Genomic DNA, 16,708 nt, shown 5'->3' on the forward strand with positions numbered 1-16,708 from the left:
CCCGCAAGGCCAGTCGCTCCGGTGACACTAATGCCGGTTGCCCCGGTGGCGCCATCGGTGCCAATGGGAATCCAGCCCTCAGGATACGTCAAGCCGCCATCCTGGCTGCTGCGGTAGAACAGCGATGGGTTGGAGATGTACAACTGCTGCACAAATTGACCGACGCGCGAGACGTAGATTGTCCAGACGGCTGGATGTTCCACATCCGGTCCATCGCTCGGTCCGGGGCCGGTCGGACTGGAGGAGCTGTACACCCCAGGCTCGCGGTAGTCGCTTAACTCCCCTGTCGGCGACAATTCATTGTTGATCGGGAAGACGCCGTCATCGGCGTTGAGCACGACTACGCCGGTCTGACCGTTGACGCTGAGCACGCCGCCTGGCAGGCCGGTCGCGCCCGTAGGGCCCTGCGGCCCAATCAGGGTGGGCAGGTTGGATGCCGTCTTCAGCTTGGAGTCGAGCATCATTTCCTGCCTGAAGACGGTATCGAGCATCGCTTGGGCGCTCTGATTGACTTGCAGGATATCCGCCAGTGTCGCGCCCGGTCCGGTGACGCCGGCCAGCGTACCGAGCGCATACTGGATCTTCTCACCCTCGGCATTAATGATGTGGGCTAGTCCCAACTCTTCCATCGCGATGGAAGAGAAGAGCAGGTTCACAACATCGTCCCGAGTCAGTATGACCGTGGGACTGATATTTGGAATATTTGGATAGGACAAGTTCATACCTCCTCATGTTCAATCTGCCGTATCCTATGCGGATCGGGAGGGAGACGAACTGTCCAAACACCTAAATATCGCTGAAATGGGGAATTGACAGTATTTTTGTACGTTAGGCTGGAGGTGGGGAGTCAAACAAAAAGAGTGTCTCCGGCAGCTGATTGCTGCAGAAACACTCTCGTGAGGTTGGATAAGCGCTTAATCATTCGTACGGCAGTTCTTGTCCTATGAGTCGGAGGCTTTGCGCAGCACAGCGCGGAAGCAATGGAGGCCTCCCCACATATCTGTATGCAGCGCATCCTCCGGCAGAGTGTAATCGACCTCGCCCGCAAAGACGAAGCCCGTGTCGCGCAACAGCATCGAAATGTCTTCCAAACTTACAGTAGGATAATCGAATGTCAGGATGAGCAGGGCATCCGGCTTCAATACGCGGCTGAACTCCCTCAGCGCGAGTGCCTGGTCGTTGAAAGGCATATGCTCCAGCACCGAAATGCAGAACACGCGATCAAATAGCGCGTCCTCGTAAGGGAGCTCGGTCAGGTTGGCGCACGCAAGGCGCAAGCCTTCTTGCCAATAGTCCACTTGCGATGCGGCAGCCTCGACGCCAAAATCCCGGCTGATGTCCTCGATGATCGCCGCCTTGGATGTAATGCGCGGATCGAGATCGCAAGCATGCGCTTCGCGAGAGCGCTCGGCTAACGCGAACTTGAAGGGGTGGGATATCCCGCAAGCCGCGTCCAGCACGACTGCCTCCGGCGAGGCGAATGCCATCGCCCACGAATACTCATAAGGGCGGCTCCACCAGGTGGATGGCAGCGGGTGAATCAATGTTGCTTGGCGCTCGTCGGAGCGCAGGATGAATCGGGATGCCAGTAATGTGTCCATAGAATCGATTAACCTCCAGCTATTATCCTCTCCAAGGCATACCCCGGTTCACCCTTAGTTTACACGCCGACGAGCGTAAAGTCACTGGCTTCTTGTATAACTACTCACAACGGCTTGCGCAACGCTGCGCGGAAGCAATGCAGTAAGCCGCCCCACATGTCCGTATGCAATGCATCTGGAGGCATATGGAGATCGACGTCTCCGGCAAACTCAAAGCCTGCATCGCTCACGATATCGGGGAGTGCATCCAGCTCGACGCCAGGGAAGTCAAAGGTGAGGATCAAGAGCCCGCCCGGCTTCAAGACGCGATAAAATTGCTCCAGGGCGAGCTCTTGATCCCGTGCTTGCATATGCTCCAACACTGATATACAGAAGGCAATATCGAACTTGTCGTCCATATATGGCAGGTCTGTCAGATCTGCGTAAGCAAGATGAAGGTTGTTCTGCCAATGGTCTTCATACCATTTCGCTGCTTCGGCGCTAATATTGCGCGAGACTTCTTCGATGATAGCCGCCTTGGATGTAATCTTGCGATCGAGATCACAGGCGTGGGTCTCCAGGCAGCGCTCGCCGAGCGCAAACTTGAGTGGATGCATGACGCCGCAAGCGGCATCGAGCACGACGGCCTCAGGCGAGGCGAATCTCATGGCCCAGGCATATTCGTATTTGCGACTCCACCAGGTGTTGGGAAGGGTGTGGATAAGCTTGTCGATCTTCTCATCCGACTCCACAAAAAAACGGGATGTTAATTCGTTATCCGGCATAGATAAACCTCCTCATTTGAGTAAACACTTTCGTGAGACAGGAAGAGCGAGACTACCTATGCAACATATTCCTTTGTCGGCCAGTCTGAACCGTGCATTAATCTAAAGGAGCAGATATTTCCGCAATACTTGCAAATTGTACGCTTTAGTGGATCTGTCTCGACGAACTGCCGCTGCAATCGGTCGAGCTCGAAGATCATCTCACGTCTCCCGTCGCCGCTTACGCTGGCTTGCATGCTCCTGTGGCCAATGCGCTATAATGAAGGCATCATTGCTACTTGCTGCTACTACATAGCCATAAGGAGAAGAGGGAAAAGATGACAACGATACTGGTCGCTGACGATGAAGCGCCGATCCGCGAGCTCGTCGGATTGTTCCTGCGTAACGAGGGTTATCGCGTGATCGAGGCCGCTGACGGCAAGGAGGCGCTGGAGCGCTATGCTGCCGAGCCGGTCGATCTGGTCGTGCTCGATATTATGATGCCGGTCATCGACGGCTGGACGCTCGTCAAGGAGCTGCGCAGCGCCGATCCGTCGCTGCCGCTGCTCATGCTGACCGCCAGAGGCGAGACATGGGAGAAGGTCAAGGGCTTCGAGCTGGGGGCAGACGATTATCTGACCAAGCCCTTCGACCCGCTGGAGCTGTTGGCCCGGGTCAAATCGCTGCTGAAGCGACGCAATATCGCCGCCACGCAGACGATCCGGCTGGGCAGCGTGGTGTTGGATCGGCAGACGTACAAGGTGATGCGCGGCGAGGAGACGATGAGCTTGCCGCTCAAGGAGTTCGAGCTGCTATGCAAGCTCGCCGAGTCGCCGGGACAGGTGTTCACTCGCGATCAGCTGATCGACCGGATCTGGGGGATGGACTACGAGGGCGACTACCGGACAGTCGACGTCCATATCAAGCGACTGCGCGAGCGGTTCGCCTCGGTCGATGACTTCGGCATCGAGACGGTGCGCGGTCTCGGGTATCGGCTGGAGGTCAGGGCATGACCCGGTCGCTGTATACACGGGTCGTCCTCATCTTCCTGGTCGCGGTGATCGGCGGGACGCTGATCTCCTACTTCCTGTCGACCCGGCTGTTCCGCGAGCAGCTCGAAGAGAACTTGCAGCTGCCGCTGCGCTACCTGGGGATGGACATCATCCGGCTCTACGATACGCTGCCTGCGGATGAAGCCGAGACTTACATACGCGGGATGCAGCAGCTGCAATCGCACTATATCCGTATCTATGATGCCCAGGGCCGCTATCGAGCTTATGGGGAGCAGGAGGGATATAGCCCGGACGACATATCCGAGACACAGATCCGGCGAGTGCTGAGCGGCGAGTCGGTGCAGGTTAATGCCACGGGCATCTCAACGACACGGGTGGGACTGCCCTTCGCCATCGGTCCAGTCCAGCAAGCCTTGTTCATCGACTCGAAGGGGCCTCCGTCGGCGTCGTTCATCAAGACCTGGGCGCTTAACTTTATGATCTATGCGTTAACCGTCGGCATTCTCGTCATGCTGGCCGCCGCGGTCTTCCTGGTCCGGCCGATCCAGCAGCTGACCCGGGCGACCCGGCAGATCGCTGGCGGCGATTTTGAGGTCAAGCTGGATATCCGGCAGGGCGGGGAGCTGGGCGTGCTGGCGCGCAGCTTCGAGCGCATGACGCGCGATCTGCGCCAGCTTGAGGAGCTGCGCAAGCAATTCGTCGCCAATGTCTCGCATGAGATGCAATCGCCGCTTACCTCGATCTCGGGGTATGCCAAAGCATTGCAGCTCCTGCCGGCGGACGACGCTGCGCGCAGCCGCTACCTTGGCATCATCGTCGACGAAGCGGATCGTCTCTCGAAGCTGAGCGATAATCTGCTCAAGCTTAGCCTGCTGGAGTCCGAATCCCGCCAGCTGCAGCCGATCGACTATCGCCTTGATGAGCAGCTCCGGGAAGCGATCATCGCGCTCGAACCGAAGTGGGCGCCGCGCAGCATCCGCTTCGAACTCGAGCTGCAGGTCGCCCGGATTACGGCGGATCAGGATCTGCTCTATCAGGTATGGACCAACATCATCGGCAACAGCATCAAGTTCTCTCCCGATCACAGCGTCATCGAGGTTGCGCTGCGACAGGTGGGGCAGGAGTGGAGCGTGCGGGTCACAGATCATGGCATCGGCATCCTGCCGGAAGATCGGGAGCGAATCTTCGAACGATTTTTCAAGGGGGATCGCTCGCACAGTCGTACCGTCGGCGGCAGCGGCAGCGGGATCGGTCTGGCGGTGGTCCGACAGATCGTCTCGCTCCATGGCGGGCGGATCGAGGTGGAGAGCGAGACCGGCCGCGGGACGAGCATGACTGTGACGTTGCCGCAGGAGGCGGCAGGGAGGAAGGAGGGCTAAGTCTAAACTGTCAGGAATACAGGGTCAGCGGGCTTACAGCGGAGGAGCGCGAGGGGGAACTCGCGCCCTTTTTTAGCATGATGGGACATATGGCTTGTACAGGCCTGAGGACTTGTACATAACGTATAGCAGACAGCCTGAGACGGCATAGAGTTAGCATCTGCGCTCCTGTCTATCTGGTTGTCCGTCCGCCGGGCCCGGCGAGTCCTATTGGTTAGCTGTCATCACGAAAGGGGTTTTCATCTATGATTACGAACAAGGCAAACCGTAGCAGGAATTTACCTAATGGCCTTCCTTTTGTCTATGCGTCTTATGTAAACAATCGTAACGTCGGACAAGTCGCTGTGATTGATCCTGATGGCGATGAGATTATCCAACGCTTGACGGGATTTTTCAGCCCTTCCGCGATGTGCACTGACCCCTCTGAGCAGAAGCTTTACGTGACGGATGACTACTTGAACAGGGTCAACATCTTTAGGTTAGATGACTTTAGGCCGCTTGGTTCGGTTACCGTTGGCACGAATCCAGTAGCTGTCTTCGTAGAGCCTAGCGGTAAAAAAGCCTATGTAGCCAGTTATGGAGATTACAGCGTGACGATTATTAATGCCGTTACGAATGGTTGGATTAAGAAGCTGAGCATGCCTAGCCTGCAACCAGGTGTTCTTGGCAGACCGTTCGCCTTTATTAGCAACGAAAAAAGCCCTTTTGTCTATGTTGCCTGCAAGCGTGATAATGGGGAGGATTACCTCGCTTACATTGGCATTGAGGATGATACAGTATATCGACTTGACTTTGAGCTGCCCCTTGCCTTTGACGAGACCCGCAACCCCTTGGTCATTCGCCCGGATGGGAGCACGCTTGTCTCGCTTGCAGAAGTGGGTATAGCGTACTTTGTTGGACATGCTCCCTATAATTTTAACTCAACCAGCTTGCTGGACAATACGGTATCCGGGGTCTACCTGGACAACAACATGTTGTTCTGCACCACGAGAGAAAACAAGGACTACCTAAAAGTATTTGTTAATCTGAAAATTGATGAGGATAGGAACATCACCTATGGAAATTTCATCGAACTCTCCAGCTACAAAGGCCAGGATGTCATCCGCACTTCACGAAGTCAAACGTATGTGGGCGTCACCGTTCAACCGACCTTGCTCCCGACGGGCGGTCTGCAAGTCATCGATGTCAAAAGCTTGCAATACGAGTTTGTTGCGCTTGATGTGGTGGGCGATATGACCTTCTTCTCAGACGAAAAGGCGTATGTGGCAGAGATCAACTCGGTACTTTCGATTGATCTGGCAACGATGCTGCCTCAAAACCGGATTCAGATTGGAGGAAATGACATCACGGTCCGAAACGTGATCTCCGGTTATAGCAATCAGTCCAGCTAATGCCCGAACCCGCCTCCGGTTGCTTGGGATAATCGCTCCGTTCATGCTCTGTTCATATTGGCGTCATCGTCTGTCCATCTGGGCAAGCTACACTAAGATACATCGCCTGGATGTGACGGGCTGGATCCGAATGAAGACAGGAGAGGACGAGGATGAAGGAGCAAGCAATAAACAACGGAACGATCGGTAGAGACAGCGGGGCTGCAAAGAGGAAGGGATGGCGCAAACTCGGCTATGTGGCGCTGGGCCTGGTCGGTGCACTGGTGCTGTTAATGGCGGTGATCTATATCGTCAATCTCGTCGGCAATGCCATCGATAAAGGCAAGATCGAGCCTTATGGCCAGCATGTTACAGTGGACGGCAAACAGATGAATGTCCTTATCCAAGGGGAGGGCGAGGAGACGATCGTGCTCCTGCCGGGCTACGGCACAGCAGCACCAGCGCTCGACTTCAAGCTGCTGATCGACGAACTGTCGCCGTCGTATAAGGTAGTGGCGATCGAGCCGTTCGGATACGGGCTAAGCGATGGCGCCGAGCCAGACCGCACCGCGCCGCAGATCGTCAGCGAGGTGCACGAGGCGCTGCAGCAGCTGGCGATCGACCGCTATATCCTGATGGGGCATTCGATCGCCGGCATCTATGCAATCGAGTATGTCGATACGTATCCTGATGAGGTGAAAGCCTTTATCGGTATCGACAGCAGCGTGCCGAACCAGCCCAATATGGATGTGGAGCTGCCGGTTAGCCTGTTCCGCTTCGCCAAGCAATCCGGCCTGATCCGGATCGGGACGATGTTCGGCGGCGACCCTTATGCTGGTTCCGGCTTTGACGAGGCGACCAAGACACAAATAAAGCGGATCTCAAGAGTCTACGGCAACAACCCGACCGTCATGAACGAAATGCGCCATATCGGCTCTAACTTCAAGGCAATTCAGGGCCGCGCCTTCCCGGCGGAGCTACCGGTATTGCTCTTCGCTCAGGCCCACAACGCAAGCTTCCCGACCTGGGTCGAGCTGCATCAGGAGCAGGCCGACGCTTCCGATTACGGGCAGCTCGTCACGATGGACGGCGAGCACTATTTGCACCATACGCACTGGAAGGAAATTGCCGCGCAGTTCGATACCTTCTGGCGCTCTTTACAGCAAGCTCAAGGCACAACGCCTTGAGGTAGAAAAAAAAGGTTCCGCTCCCGGTTGAGGGCGGAACCTTTTTTATAGAGGGATGTCGTCCTGTAATGGACGCTCAGGATTAATTGGACGCCGGTACGACATCGGAGCCTGTATCGTGCGCCAGACATTCGTCGGAGCAGTAGCCCTGGTGAGCATCCAGACAACTATCGCAGACCAGATGCTGCAGGTGACATGTATCGTCGACGCAATTGATGTAATGATCGGTCGGGGTGCCGCAATGATGACATTTGCCGACGGTGACATCCTCGTCCGTCTGGTTGACCCGGACAGAGATCCGCTCATCGAATACATACATCTTGCCGTCGAACAGTCGACCCTGAACCTCAGGGTCCTTGCCATACGTCACGATGCCGCCATCGAGCTGGGCGACGTCCGTGAAGCCTTCGCTCAGCAGCACGCCGGTCAGCTTCTCGCAACGGATACCGCCTGTGCAGTAGGTGAGGATCGTCTTGTCCTTGGCATCCGGCAGGTTGGCACGGATCCACTCGGGGAATTCGCGGAACGACTCCACCGTCGGACGGATCGCGTTGCGGAAGTGTCCCAGATCGTACTCGTAATCATTGCGACCATCGACAATGATGACATCGTCCCGCTGCAGCTGTTCATGGAACTCTTTGGGCGACAGACGCTTGCCGCTTAGCTTGTTCGGGTCCAGATCCTTCTCGTAACGAAGCGTGACCAGCTCCTTTTTCGGACGCACGAACAGCTTTTTGAAGGCATGGCCGTCATGCTCGTCGATCTTGAACACCATATCCTTGAACGGTTCCTGCGCATGCATATGCGCCATGTAAGCGTCGGTCTGCTCGACCGTGCCGGAGAGTGTGCCGTTGATGCCTTCCTCGGCGATCAGGATGCGCCCTTTGACTCCGAGCGATTTGCAGTAGGCGAGGTGCTCGGCGGCGTAGGACTCATAGTCGTCGAGATGGACATATTTATAATACAGCAAGATGCGGTAAGGTAGCTTTTCCATGTGATTCTCCTGACTTGTCTGAATGTATACTTGCACAATCTGCTACCCTCGGAGTATGCAGACATACCCTAGTATACCTCAATTGGCTCGACTTTTGTAGGCATGTGAAATCTTGACTTGTAAACAATCGCAGGGCGATATATTATATTTAATTATAAGTAGATATATTTAGATATAAATAGGAGTGGTGGATGTCATGAAGAAATGGATGCTGCAAGGTTCGCTTGCGACCGTATTGGCCAGTAGCCTGCTGCTCGCGGGATGCGGCGCGAACAACCAGCAAGCAAACTCGACGCCTCCCGCGCAGTCGACCCCGGCAACGCAAAACCAGGCTGAGGAACCAGCCGCAGAATTGCCGAAGGGGGATGTGGAGCTGACGTTATCCGCCGCAGCCAGTCTGACCGATGCTCTGCAGGAGATCGAGCAACAATACAAAGCAACGCACCCGCATGTCACGTTACGCTTCAACTTCGGCGCCTCCGGCTCGCTGCAGCAGCAGATCGAGCAGGGCGCACCCGCCGATCTGTTCCTCTCCGCGGCGTCCAAGAACATGGAAGCGCTCGTGGAGAAAGGACTGATCGACGCCAGTCAGCGCACCGCGCTGCTGAACAATGAGCTGGTCGTTGTGACGGCGAAGGATGCGGCCTTCTCGCTCGATGGACTGGAGGATCTGAAGCTCGCAGACATCCGCACGCTGGCGATCGGCATCCCGGAGAGCGTACCGGCAGGCAACTATGCGAAGGAAGCGCTGACCGCCGCGAATCTGTGGGACGACCTGACCCCCAAGACGGTCCAGGCCAAGGATGTGCGGCAGGTGCTCCAGTACGTCGAGACCGGCAATGCCGAGGCCGGCTTCGTCTACAAGACCGATGCGCTCTCGACTGACCAAGTAGACATCGCCTTTGCAGTAGACGCTGCGCTGTACCCGGCAGTCACTTATCCGATCGGCATCATCAAGGACACCGACCATCCCGACGAAGCCGAGGCGCTTTATACCTATCTGCAGACGGATGAGGCGCTGGGCATCTTCGAGCGCTACGGATTTTCCATCCCTGCGTCGCGATGAGTCTGGACTGGCAGAGCTACTGGACGCCGATCCGACTGTCGCTGCAGGTCGCGCTGCTCGCCAGCGTCCTGGTCGCGCTGCTGGGCGTTGCCGCTGCCTGGTGGATGAACCGCCGCACATTCCGAGGCAAGACGGTGATCGAGACGTTGTTCATGCTGCCGCTTGTGCTGCCGCCGACGGTCGTCGGGTTCGTACTGCTCGTGGTGCTTGGGCGCAAGAGCTGGCTCGGGCAGCTGGCCGAGCGGGTCTTCCAGGCGCCGATCATTTTCAGCTGGTGGGCTGCCGTCATCGCTGCCGTCGTCGTCGCCTTTCCGCTCGTCTACCAGACGATGAAGGTGGGACTGGCGGCGGTCGACCGCGATCTGGAGGATGCGGGAAGGTCGACCGGTGCCAATGAGTGGCAGGTGTTCCGCTACATTACGCTGCCGCTGGCGCAGCGCTCGCTCGTCTCAGCCTTTATCCTCGGCTTCGCCCGCAGCCTCGGGGAGTTCGGCGCGACGTTGATGATCGCAGGCAATATTCCCGGCAAGACCCAGACGGTGCCGACCGCGATCTACGTCGCCGTCGACTCCGGCAATCTGACGATGGCATGGGTATGGACGGGATCGGTCGTCGTCATCTCGTTTATCATGCTATGGTTCGCGAGGAAAGGATAGCCGGATTGCCGACTGCTGTTGTCGCACAGCAACGCAACCTCCGTGCTGAGAGCTCGCAAGGATGGTGGGTGTCGAATGATTCTGGAAGTCGGCGCGCCCCATATGTGCTAGGTAGCTAGGCGCGGGCAAGGAACATAGACAAGGGGAGCGGGGCTGCCTGACGCGAGATGCTGTGTCGGAGACGCGCAAGACCCTTTTTAATGCAGGTACATAAAAAACTGGCCCTTTGCAAAAGCAAGGAGGCCAGTTTTTTTAGAATATAGGGAGTTCGACCGCCGTCATGCCACCGGACTCAGTCGCAGGTCTGATCACCGAGGTCGGCGGACGGATGACCCATGGGGCAGTTATCGCTCGCGAGTATGGGCTGCCAGCTGTCGTCGGCGTCGAGGGCGCCACCTCGCGCATCCGGGACGGCCAGCGCATCCGTCTGCACGGGAGCGCAGGCTACGTCGAGCTGTTATAATAGAGCGATGAACACACAACTATTAACAGACGGACTAACGATTATCGCAGCCTGTCGCGAGCAGACCAACGACATCTGGGATGCCCATTACGGGGCCGCTGCCATCGGCAGCGCCTTGTTCGCGTCCTCGGGCTGGCTGTCGCCGCAGTCCGCGGCGCGTGTCGAAGCTCAGGCCGCAGCTATGGTGAAGGCAACGCTCGATCCGGCATATGCCGCAGCTGACAGCGATAGCGGATGCGAGGAGACGACTGCCGCAACAGCCATCCTCGACGCGCTCGATAGTACGATCGGCGAGCTGCACTGGGTCGGGCATCCTGTCATCTACAGCGCCTCCAGCTTGCTGGCGATCCATCAGTTGCAACGCTGGGGGAGCAGTGAACAACTGAGCGGTCTGACCGCGCTCATCCGTGCCTTCGAGCGGACGATCCCCGGTCGGTCGTGGATCGGCTACTCGGCAGCAGAGGTGCGTCGGATGCAGGTGACTGTAGAGGATGGCTTCCCGACCATTTCGCATCCGAGAGAGCTATCGACGCTTGTCCTGGAGCAACTGGCTGCCTTCCCCGTCATTTATCGCGCGGAGGCACATCACGACTTGATGGGCCATATGTTGACCTATGCGCATGCGCTCAATATTTTGTTCGATCTGGGTCATGTCTCCTTCTTCGAGCGGGGGGTGCCGCCGCTCTTGAAGCTGGTCAAGGTATTGCGCAGCAGCATCGATCTGCCGCATGACGACCCGGTCCGCCTCGTCTCGCCAGTCGATCGGCTGCCCTTGCAGCCTGCGCAGCGGGGGCGGTGGCTGCCGACCGACGAGCGCTACTGGCAGCGGGACTATAGCGGCATCGACTGGGATTTCGGCCATGTCTTCAAGTTTGCCCACAGCTTCTACGATCATCTAGGACGCGTGTCTAATCGGAAGCCCGCTTATGAGGAGCAATTGCGATATCTCATCGTTCCTTGACGGGAAATCGAGTATAATAGAAAGGATAGTCTGACCGTTGGAGGAGATCGATGTTTGCCCGCATGTCATTATTCAAAAAGTTAATCCTGGCGCTCCTGCTGATGTTCCTGGCGATCGTTGTCATCTTCTGGTGGATCTACCAACTCAACGTCAAGGATATCCAGCAGGAGCTCCGCAACAACAAGCTCGGCGAAGTCCGATTCGTCACCTCGCAGTTGAATGCCCAGTTCGAGCAGATCCTGCTCAACGTCCAGACCCTCTCCGAGGATCAGACGGTGCGGGAATATCCCTATGCCCTGGTCTATGGCGACGACTACTCGCGCTACGAGGCCAAGCTGACGCTGATCGACAAGCTGGCCCTGAACAGCGCTTCGACCGCATGGAATAATCGCGTCGTGCTCTACTACCCGGAGTACAAGCAGACGGTAACGCTGGATAACCGCCTGGCCGCCCAGCCCTTCGAGCTGCCTCCAGGCAAGTATAACCAATGGACGATCTTGCCGGACCCGGATGGCGTAGACGACTATGTGCTGCTCACGTCTGGCCGCAGAAGTCCGTTAATTATCGAGACCCGCGTCTCCCTGGACAATCTGCGCAAGCTGCTGTCCCAATACACGTCGGGCAATCCACTGCTGTATAATCCGCGCCTGGACAGGGTGATCCGGACAGACGACAAGTCGCAGCTGGCTGCCGCCGACAGCCGTATATTGCCGCGGCTCCAGGATGACAGCGGTTATTTCCATGAGACGATAGACGGCACCCACTTCCTGATTACGTATATGAGGTCGGAGTTCTCGGATCTGTACTTCGTGGACTATCATCCCGTCTCTTCGCTGACGGAGCCGCTCCGCCGCAACAATATGTGGTTCGTCGCCGCCATCGTCGCGCTGCTCGCTGTCTCGATCGCGTATAGCCTGACCTTGCGCAGACAGGTCGAGCGCCCGGTGTACAAGCTGCGCAAGGCGATCGACCGATTCGACCGGGGCGACTATACGAGCCGGGTGGAGCCGATTCCGTCCAAGGAATTCCAGCTGCTGGGCAGCTCCTTTAACCGGATGGCGGAAAATACGCAGGTGATGATCGAGCAGATCCTGCTCGGCGAGCTGGCGGTCAAGGAGGCGCGTCTGAGCCAGTATCAGTCCCAGATCAACCCGCACTTCCTGTACAACTGCCTGAACTATATCCAGAGCAAGGCAAGCATCGCCGATCATCAGGCGGTCACCGCCATGACCTTGCATCTGGCCGCTTATTATCGCTATATCCACAAGGTCGAGGAGGCGGATGCGAGTCTCGAGGAGGAGTTGTCCTTTGTGGAGAGCTATCTCTCGATCCTGCACATGAGGAAAAAATCGATCACCTACGACATCGAGGTGCCGGAGCAGCTCCGGACTCGGCGGATGCCGCGGATGATCTTGCAGCCGCTCGTCGAGAACTGCGTCCAGCATGGCATCGAGCCTGCGCTGGACCCAGGTCGCATCGAGATCCGGGCAGGGGTGGGCGAAGGCGGATGGTGGATCACGGTCGCCGACAATGGCGTAGGCATGGAGCCGGAGCGCTTGGCGTTGATCGCAAGACATATGGAGGAGTTCACGCGGACGGAGAGCCGGATCGGCGTCGGCGTCCGCAATGTCAATCAACGATTGAAGCTGTACGGCGGCAGCCGCTCGGGTCTGGCCATCGCCTCCGAGCGCGGAGTAGGGACGACGTATACGATTACGATAGAGCAGCAGGAGGAAGACAATGCTTAACCTTTTGTTAGTAGATGATGAAGCGTATGTCATCGACGACTTGGAGATTGCTTTTCCATGGGATCATTATGGGATCGAGCAGGTGTACAAGGCGTATTCCGGTCCACAGGCGATCAAGATGCTCGAAGCGCACCGGATCGATCTGGTCATGACGGATATCGCGATGCCGGTCATGACGGGGCTGGAGCTGATCCGTCAGATCAGGCAGACGAAGCCTGAGCTGGCCTGTATCCTGTTGACGGGGTTCGCCGAGTTCGAATATGCCAAGGAAGCGATCGAGCAGGGCGTCGTCGAATATCTCATCAAGCCGCTCGACCACAAAAAGCTGGCCGCTTGCCTGGAGAAAACGACTGGCGTCCTGCGCGAGCAGCGGCAGCAGGCCGACGCTTACCAGCAAGCGCTCAGCAGCTTTCGCGAGCACCTGCCGGCCTTGCAGGACAAGCTGCTCAACGAACTGCTCGACGGTCGCGCTTATGCGAGCGAGTCGCTGCAGGAGAAGCTGGAGGAGTATCGGCTTCACATCCGCGAGGGAGATACCTTCTCCTTGCTGCTCGTGCGGTTGGAGGAGCGGTTCAACCGGTATGGGGAGCATAGTCTGACCTTGTTCGAATACGCCGTGACCAATATCGCCTCCGAGCTGTTCGGCGACCAGTTCGAGGTCTGGCACGCCAAGGAGTCGCAAGGCTACCTCGTCTTCGTCCTGCAGCTATCGCCCGGACAGAGAGACTTGTCGAAGGCAGAGCTTACAGATGAGCTGAGCCGCCGTTCCCGGCAGCTGCATGCCAATGTCAACGAATACTTGAAGGGTGGGATCAGCGCTGTCCTGACGACGCCCGGACAGTTCCGCCGCGACCTCGTCTCGATGCACGACAGCGCAGTGGCGGCGCTCCGCAGTCAGGTCGGGGAGGGGAGCGGATTTTTCCTCTCGCTCGCAGACTTGCCCAAGAAGGTGCGCTTCCAGTCGCTCAGCGCGTTGTATGAGCCGCCGACCTTCAATCAGCTGCTGGAGTCGGGGCGGTGGGAGGAGTTCGACGAACGGTTGAAACGACTCGCCACGGAGTATGAGACGCTGCAAGGCGCGACGGTGGAGCATCTGGACGAGATCCAGAGCGTGCTGATGGCGGCCTTCCATTATGTCGCGCATACGAATCGCGTGCTGCTGACGGAGCTGGTAGGGGAGGATCTCTCGCACAAGATGCTCTTCCGCTCGCTGACCCAGCTGCTGCAATGGGCGAGCCGCATCGCCAATACGCTGCGGGACAAGCTGGAGACGCGTTCGGTCAGTCAGCAGGAGGCGCTGCTCCATACGATCGAAGCGTACATCGATGAACAGCTGAGCGCGATCAGCCTGCAAGCGATCGCCGACCATGTCCGGCTGCACCCGGTCTATGTGTCCAAGCTGTTCAAGCAGCTCAAGGGGATGAGCATCAGCGATTATATCCTGCGCGTGCGGATGGATCAGGCGACCTATCTGCTGAAGCACACCTCGGACAAGATCTACGCGATCGCCGAGAAGGTCGGGTATTCCAATTCGCAATATTTCATTAAAGTATTCCGCGACCAGTTCGGCAAGACGCCGCAGGAGTATCGCGACCAGAGCTGAAGCCTGGAGGGGGGCTCAAAAGAGGGCCTATGGTCACGGGATCGATCTTCCGATCGCTGTTGAAATAAAAGAAGAGACGTTCTCCTCACCACAAGTTGTGGGAGGAGAGCGTCTTTTTTACTAATAAGCTTATTTTACCGAATCATACCATTCGTTGACTTCCTTGGTGATGTCCGCTCCGCCCGAGGAGAGGTAACGCTCGACGAAGGCGTCGAAATCATCGAGCGGCGTGCTGCCGTAAATAATTTTGTTGACGACTTCCTTCTCCAGCTTGTCGAGCATGTCGCCTTTGGAGAGCATCGTCTTGGTCGAAGCGCCAGCGAACATGTTCATCATCGTGGCATCCTTCTGATCGATGACGATCTTGGCGGCGACGATCTGCTCAGGGATCGATTGGGCCATCGTTTCCTCGAACAATGACTCCGGCTGTTTGCCGTTAGCCAGGTCAGCCAGGGTGTTCAGACGCAACGAAGGGATGATCGCGCCGTCGAAACCAAGCGTGTAACGGATCGTGTCGACCCAGCCGCCCGGAATTTTGTCCGTGTCTTGCTCGCGGTAGATCTCGCCGTTCGGACCAAATGCATAGTCATAGCCTTCGGCGAAGCCGTACTCGAACTCGCTGCCTTCCGACGGTTTGGCCCAGTTCTCATACAGGTAGTTCTGGTAGACGAAGAAGGCGTCTTTGTTTTTCATGTCTTTGTTGATCAGGATCGCGCCGGTGCTGGTAGGTGTTCCGTGGCGACCGACTTTGCCGTCTGGGCCTGCAGGGAGCGGATACGCTTTATACTCGGCGCCTGGTACGTTTTGTTTCACGTCCGGGAGCGGCCAGCCTGTCATCCAGTAAGGACCGACGATGATGCCGGATTTGCCTGCGGTGAACGCTTCTGCTGCCTTGGACTCGTCATGCAGTCCGGCTTCCTTGTCGATGTATCCTTTGGCCATCCAGTCCTTCAACACAGCCAGACCTTCCTTGATCTCCGGCTGGATGGTGCCGTAAGCGAGCGTGCCCTCGTCAGTCAGATTCCATTGGTTCGGCATGCCGCCGAACATTCCGAAGATCCAGCCCGCATCCGACATCCACGTGTTCAGGTTGTTTTTGAAGCCGATCGACAGCGCGACCGTGTCCTTCTGGCCGTTGCCGTCAGGGTCCTGGTTCACGAAGGCGTCCATGACCGTCTCCAGTTCGTCCAATGTCGTCGGCGCTTTCAGGTTCAGCTTTTTCAGCCAATCCTCGCGGATGTACATGACCGGATCGTTATTATAAGCATTCTCAAGAATCGGGATTGCCATCCGCTTGCCGTCGCGGATATAAGGATTCCATACGGAAGGGTCCTCCGCCATCGCTGCCTTGTACGTCTCCGAAGCATACTTGTCGAACAACTCGCCAGCATCAACGAATTGGCCGGATTCGATCAGATCCATCGTCAGCGAGCGAGCGCCGCGGAAGGCGATGATGTCGGGCATTTTTTGACCGGAGGTCAGCATCAGACGCAGCTTGGTCTCGTAGGCATTGTTTTGGTCGCTGACGGTCCAGAGGTACTTGATATCGATGTTGAAGCGCTCTTTGGCCCAGCGGGTATGGACATTGTCTTCGATATTTTCGCCGTTCTTGAACTTGATCGAGCTGGTGATCGGGAATACGGTCGAGATCGTCACCGGCTCGGTATATTTGCCATCTTCGAAAGGTGCGGAGTAGAAGCCGTCTCCCTCGGCAGCGCCTACGCCAGACTCGGATGTGTTGGCGTTGCTGCCGCAAGCGGCCAGGGCGCCGGCCAGCATGGTCGAAGCCATCAGCACGGCGAACGGTTTTTTGAACTTGTTGCTCATGTGGTAGTTCCCCCTAATTCACTTATTATAATACAGATGAAGCTCGTTGTGTTATGCGTCTGATGCCTAGCAAATTCCGGCACCACCTCCTTAACTA

At 57.2% G+C, this 16,708-nt stretch carries 14 protein-coding genes and 1 pseudogene; 10 read left to right on the top strand and 5 right to left on the bottom strand.

The features are described from left to right. The 3 genes and pseudogenes from PA598K_RS18245 to PA598K_RS18255 form a co-directional block, all read right to left on the bottom strand. A pseudogene (locus tag PA598K_RS18245) lies at positions 1 to 716 on the bottom strand (collagen-like protein); the annotation flags it as partial. Between the two features lie 225 nt (positions 717 to 941). Then, the gene (locus PA598K_RS18250) at positions 942 to 1,601 is read right to left on the bottom strand and encodes a class I SAM-dependent methyltransferase (protein ID WP_128658340.1); all 660 of its coding nucleotides are present in this window, start codon (positions 1,599 to 1,601) and stop codon (positions 942 to 944) included. A 104-nt stretch (positions 1,602 to 1,705) separates the two neighbouring features. Continuing rightward, positions 1,706 to 2,365, bottom strand: a complete 660-nt coding sequence (locus PA598K_RS18255) for a class I SAM-dependent methyltransferase (protein ID WP_128658341.1) — start codon at positions 2,363 to 2,365, stop codon at positions 1,706 to 1,708. A gap of 317 nt (positions 2,366 to 2,682) precedes the next feature. Here PA598K_RS18255 and PA598K_RS18260 point away from each other — a divergent pair, with 317 nt between their 5' ends. The 4 genes from PA598K_RS18260 to PA598K_RS18275 all read left to right on the top strand — a co-directional run bounded on the left by PA598K_RS18260 (position 2,683) and on the right by PA598K_RS18275 (position 7,293). Further along, positions 2,683 to 3,357: a response regulator transcription factor gene (locus tag PA598K_RS18260; protein ID WP_128658342.1), complete on the top strand. Its 675-nt coding sequence runs from the start codon at positions 2,683 to 2,685 to the stop codon at positions 3,355 to 3,357. After that, entirely contained in the window at positions 3,354 to 4,736 is a 1,383-nt protein-coding gene (locus tag PA598K_RS18265) for a sensor histidine kinase (protein ID WP_128658343.1), read from the top strand. Before PA598K_RS18260 ends, PA598K_RS18265 begins: the two co-directional genes overlap by 4 nt. Positions 4,737 to 4,981: 245 nt before the next feature. Continuing rightward, on the top strand, positions 4,982 to 6,127 hold the full coding sequence (locus tag PA598K_RS18270) for a YncE family protein (protein WP_128658344.1): 1,146 nt from the start codon (positions 4,982 to 4,984) through the stop codon (positions 6,125 to 6,127). 152 nt (positions 6,128 to 6,279) lie between these two features. Continuing rightward, positions 6,280 to 7,293 carry an alpha/beta hydrolase gene (locus tag PA598K_RS18275; protein WP_128658345.1) on the top strand — a complete coding sequence of 338 codons (1,014 nt, stop codon included), beginning with the start codon at positions 6,280 to 6,282 and terminating at the stop codon, positions 7,291 to 7,293. A gap of 82 nt (positions 7,294 to 7,375) precedes the next feature. Here the strand turns inward: PA598K_RS18275 and trhO are convergent, their stop codons facing one another. Further along, a complete protein-coding gene (gene trhO, locus PA598K_RS18280) occupies positions 7,376 to 8,287 on the bottom strand; it encodes an oxygen-dependent tRNA uridine(34) hydroxylase TrhO (protein ID WP_128658346.1) in 912 nt (303 codons plus the stop codon). Between the two features lie 196 nt (positions 8,288 to 8,483). Here trhO and modA point away from each other — a divergent pair, with 196 nt between their 5' ends. From modA to PA598K_RS18310, 6 genes are all read left to right on the top strand, one after another. Next, positions 8,484 to 9,353, top strand: a complete 870-nt coding sequence (gene modA / locus PA598K_RS18285) for a molybdate ABC transporter substrate-binding protein (protein WP_128658347.1) — start codon at positions 8,484 to 8,486, stop codon at positions 9,351 to 9,353. Then, positions 9,350 to 10,009 (top strand): molybdate ABC transporter permease subunit, encoded by a 660-nt coding sequence (gene modB, locus PA598K_RS18290; RefSeq protein ID WP_128658348.1) that lies wholly within the window; start codon positions 9,350 to 9,352, stop codon positions 10,007 to 10,009. The genes modA and modB overlap by 4 nt, the downstream gene beginning before the upstream one ends. Before the next feature lie 259 nt (positions 10,010 to 10,268). Further along, positions 10,269 to 10,472, top strand: a complete 204-nt coding sequence (locus tag PA598K_RS18295) for a PEP-utilizing enzyme (protein ID WP_260405482.1) — start codon at positions 10,269 to 10,271, stop codon at positions 10,470 to 10,472. A 7-nt stretch (positions 10,473 to 10,479) separates the two neighbouring features. Next, entirely contained in the window at positions 10,480 to 11,433 is a 954-nt protein-coding gene (locus PA598K_RS18300; protein ID WP_128658349.1) for a hypothetical protein, read from the top strand. A 50-nt stretch (positions 11,434 to 11,483) separates the two neighbouring features. Continuing rightward, complete coding sequence (locus tag PA598K_RS18305) at positions 11,484 to 13,181, top strand: sensor histidine kinase (RefSeq protein ID WP_128658350.1); 1,698 nt, start codon at positions 11,484 to 11,486, stop codon at positions 13,179 to 13,181. Continuing rightward, complete coding sequence (locus tag PA598K_RS18310) at positions 13,174 to 14,784, top strand: response regulator (protein WP_128658351.1); 1,611 nt, start codon at positions 13,174 to 13,176, stop codon at positions 14,782 to 14,784. Before PA598K_RS18305 ends, PA598K_RS18310 begins: the two co-directional genes overlap by 8 nt. Positions 14,785 to 14,913: 129 nt before the next feature. On the opposite strand, the gene PA598K_RS18315 is transcribed toward PA598K_RS18310, so the two are convergent. Next, entirely contained in the window at positions 14,914 to 16,611 is a 1,698-nt protein-coding gene (locus PA598K_RS18315) for an extracellular solute-binding protein (protein WP_128658352.1), read from the bottom strand. Between the last annotated feature and the right edge of the window lie 97 nt (positions 16,612 to 16,708).

Origin of the sequence: Paenibacillus sp. 598K (assembly GCF_003851045.1) — a bacterium.
Classification (GTDB): Bacteria; Bacillota; Bacilli; order Paenibacillales; family Paenibacillaceae; genus Paenibacillus_D.

Excerpts from the sequence above, each read along its gene's own strand:
- PA598K_RS18250 (WP_128658340.1), bottom strand. The coding sequence starts at position 1,601 with ATGGACACATTACTGGCATCCCGATTCATCCTGCGCTCCGACGAGCGC.
- PA598K_RS18255 (WP_128658341.1), bottom strand. The coding sequence starts at position 2,365 with ATGCCGGATAACGAATTAACATCCCGTTTTTTTGTGGAGTCGGATGAG.
- PA598K_RS18260 (WP_128658342.1), top strand. The coding sequence starts at position 2,683 with ATGACAACGATACTGGTCGCTGACGATGAAGCGCCGATCCGCGAGCTC.
- PA598K_RS18265 (WP_128658343.1), top strand. The coding sequence starts at position 3,354 with ATGACCCGGTCGCTGTATACACGGGTCGTCCTCATCTTCCTGGTCGCG.
- PA598K_RS18270 (WP_128658344.1), top strand. The coding sequence starts at position 4,982 with ATGATTACGAACAAGGCAAACCGTAGCAGGAATTTACCTAATGGCCTT.
- PA598K_RS18275 (WP_128658345.1), top strand. The coding sequence starts at position 6,280 with ATGAAGGAGCAAGCAATAAACAACGGAACGATCGGTAGAGACAGCGGG.
- trhO (WP_128658346.1), bottom strand. The coding sequence starts at position 8,287 with ATGGAAAAGCTACCTTACCGCATCTTGCTGTATTATAAATATGTCCAT.
- modA (WP_128658347.1), top strand. The coding sequence starts at position 8,484 with ATGAAGAAATGGATGCTGCAAGGTTCGCTTGCGACCGTATTGGCCAGT.
- modB (WP_128658348.1), top strand. The coding sequence starts at position 9,350 with ATGAGTCTGGACTGGCAGAGCTACTGGACGCCGATCCGACTGTCGCTG.
- PA598K_RS18300 (WP_128658349.1), top strand. The coding sequence starts at position 10,480 with ATGAACACACAACTATTAACAGACGGACTAACGATTATCGCAGCCTGT.
- PA598K_RS18305 (WP_128658350.1), top strand. The coding sequence starts at position 11,484 with ATGTTTGCCCGCATGTCATTATTCAAAAAGTTAATCCTGGCGCTCCTG.
- PA598K_RS18310 (WP_128658351.1), top strand. The coding sequence starts at position 13,174 with ATGCTTAACCTTTTGTTAGTAGATGATGAAGCGTATGTCATCGACGAC.
- PA598K_RS18315 (WP_128658352.1), bottom strand. The coding sequence starts at position 16,611 with ATGAGCAACAAGTTCAAAAAACCGTTCGCCGTGCTGATGGCTTCGACC.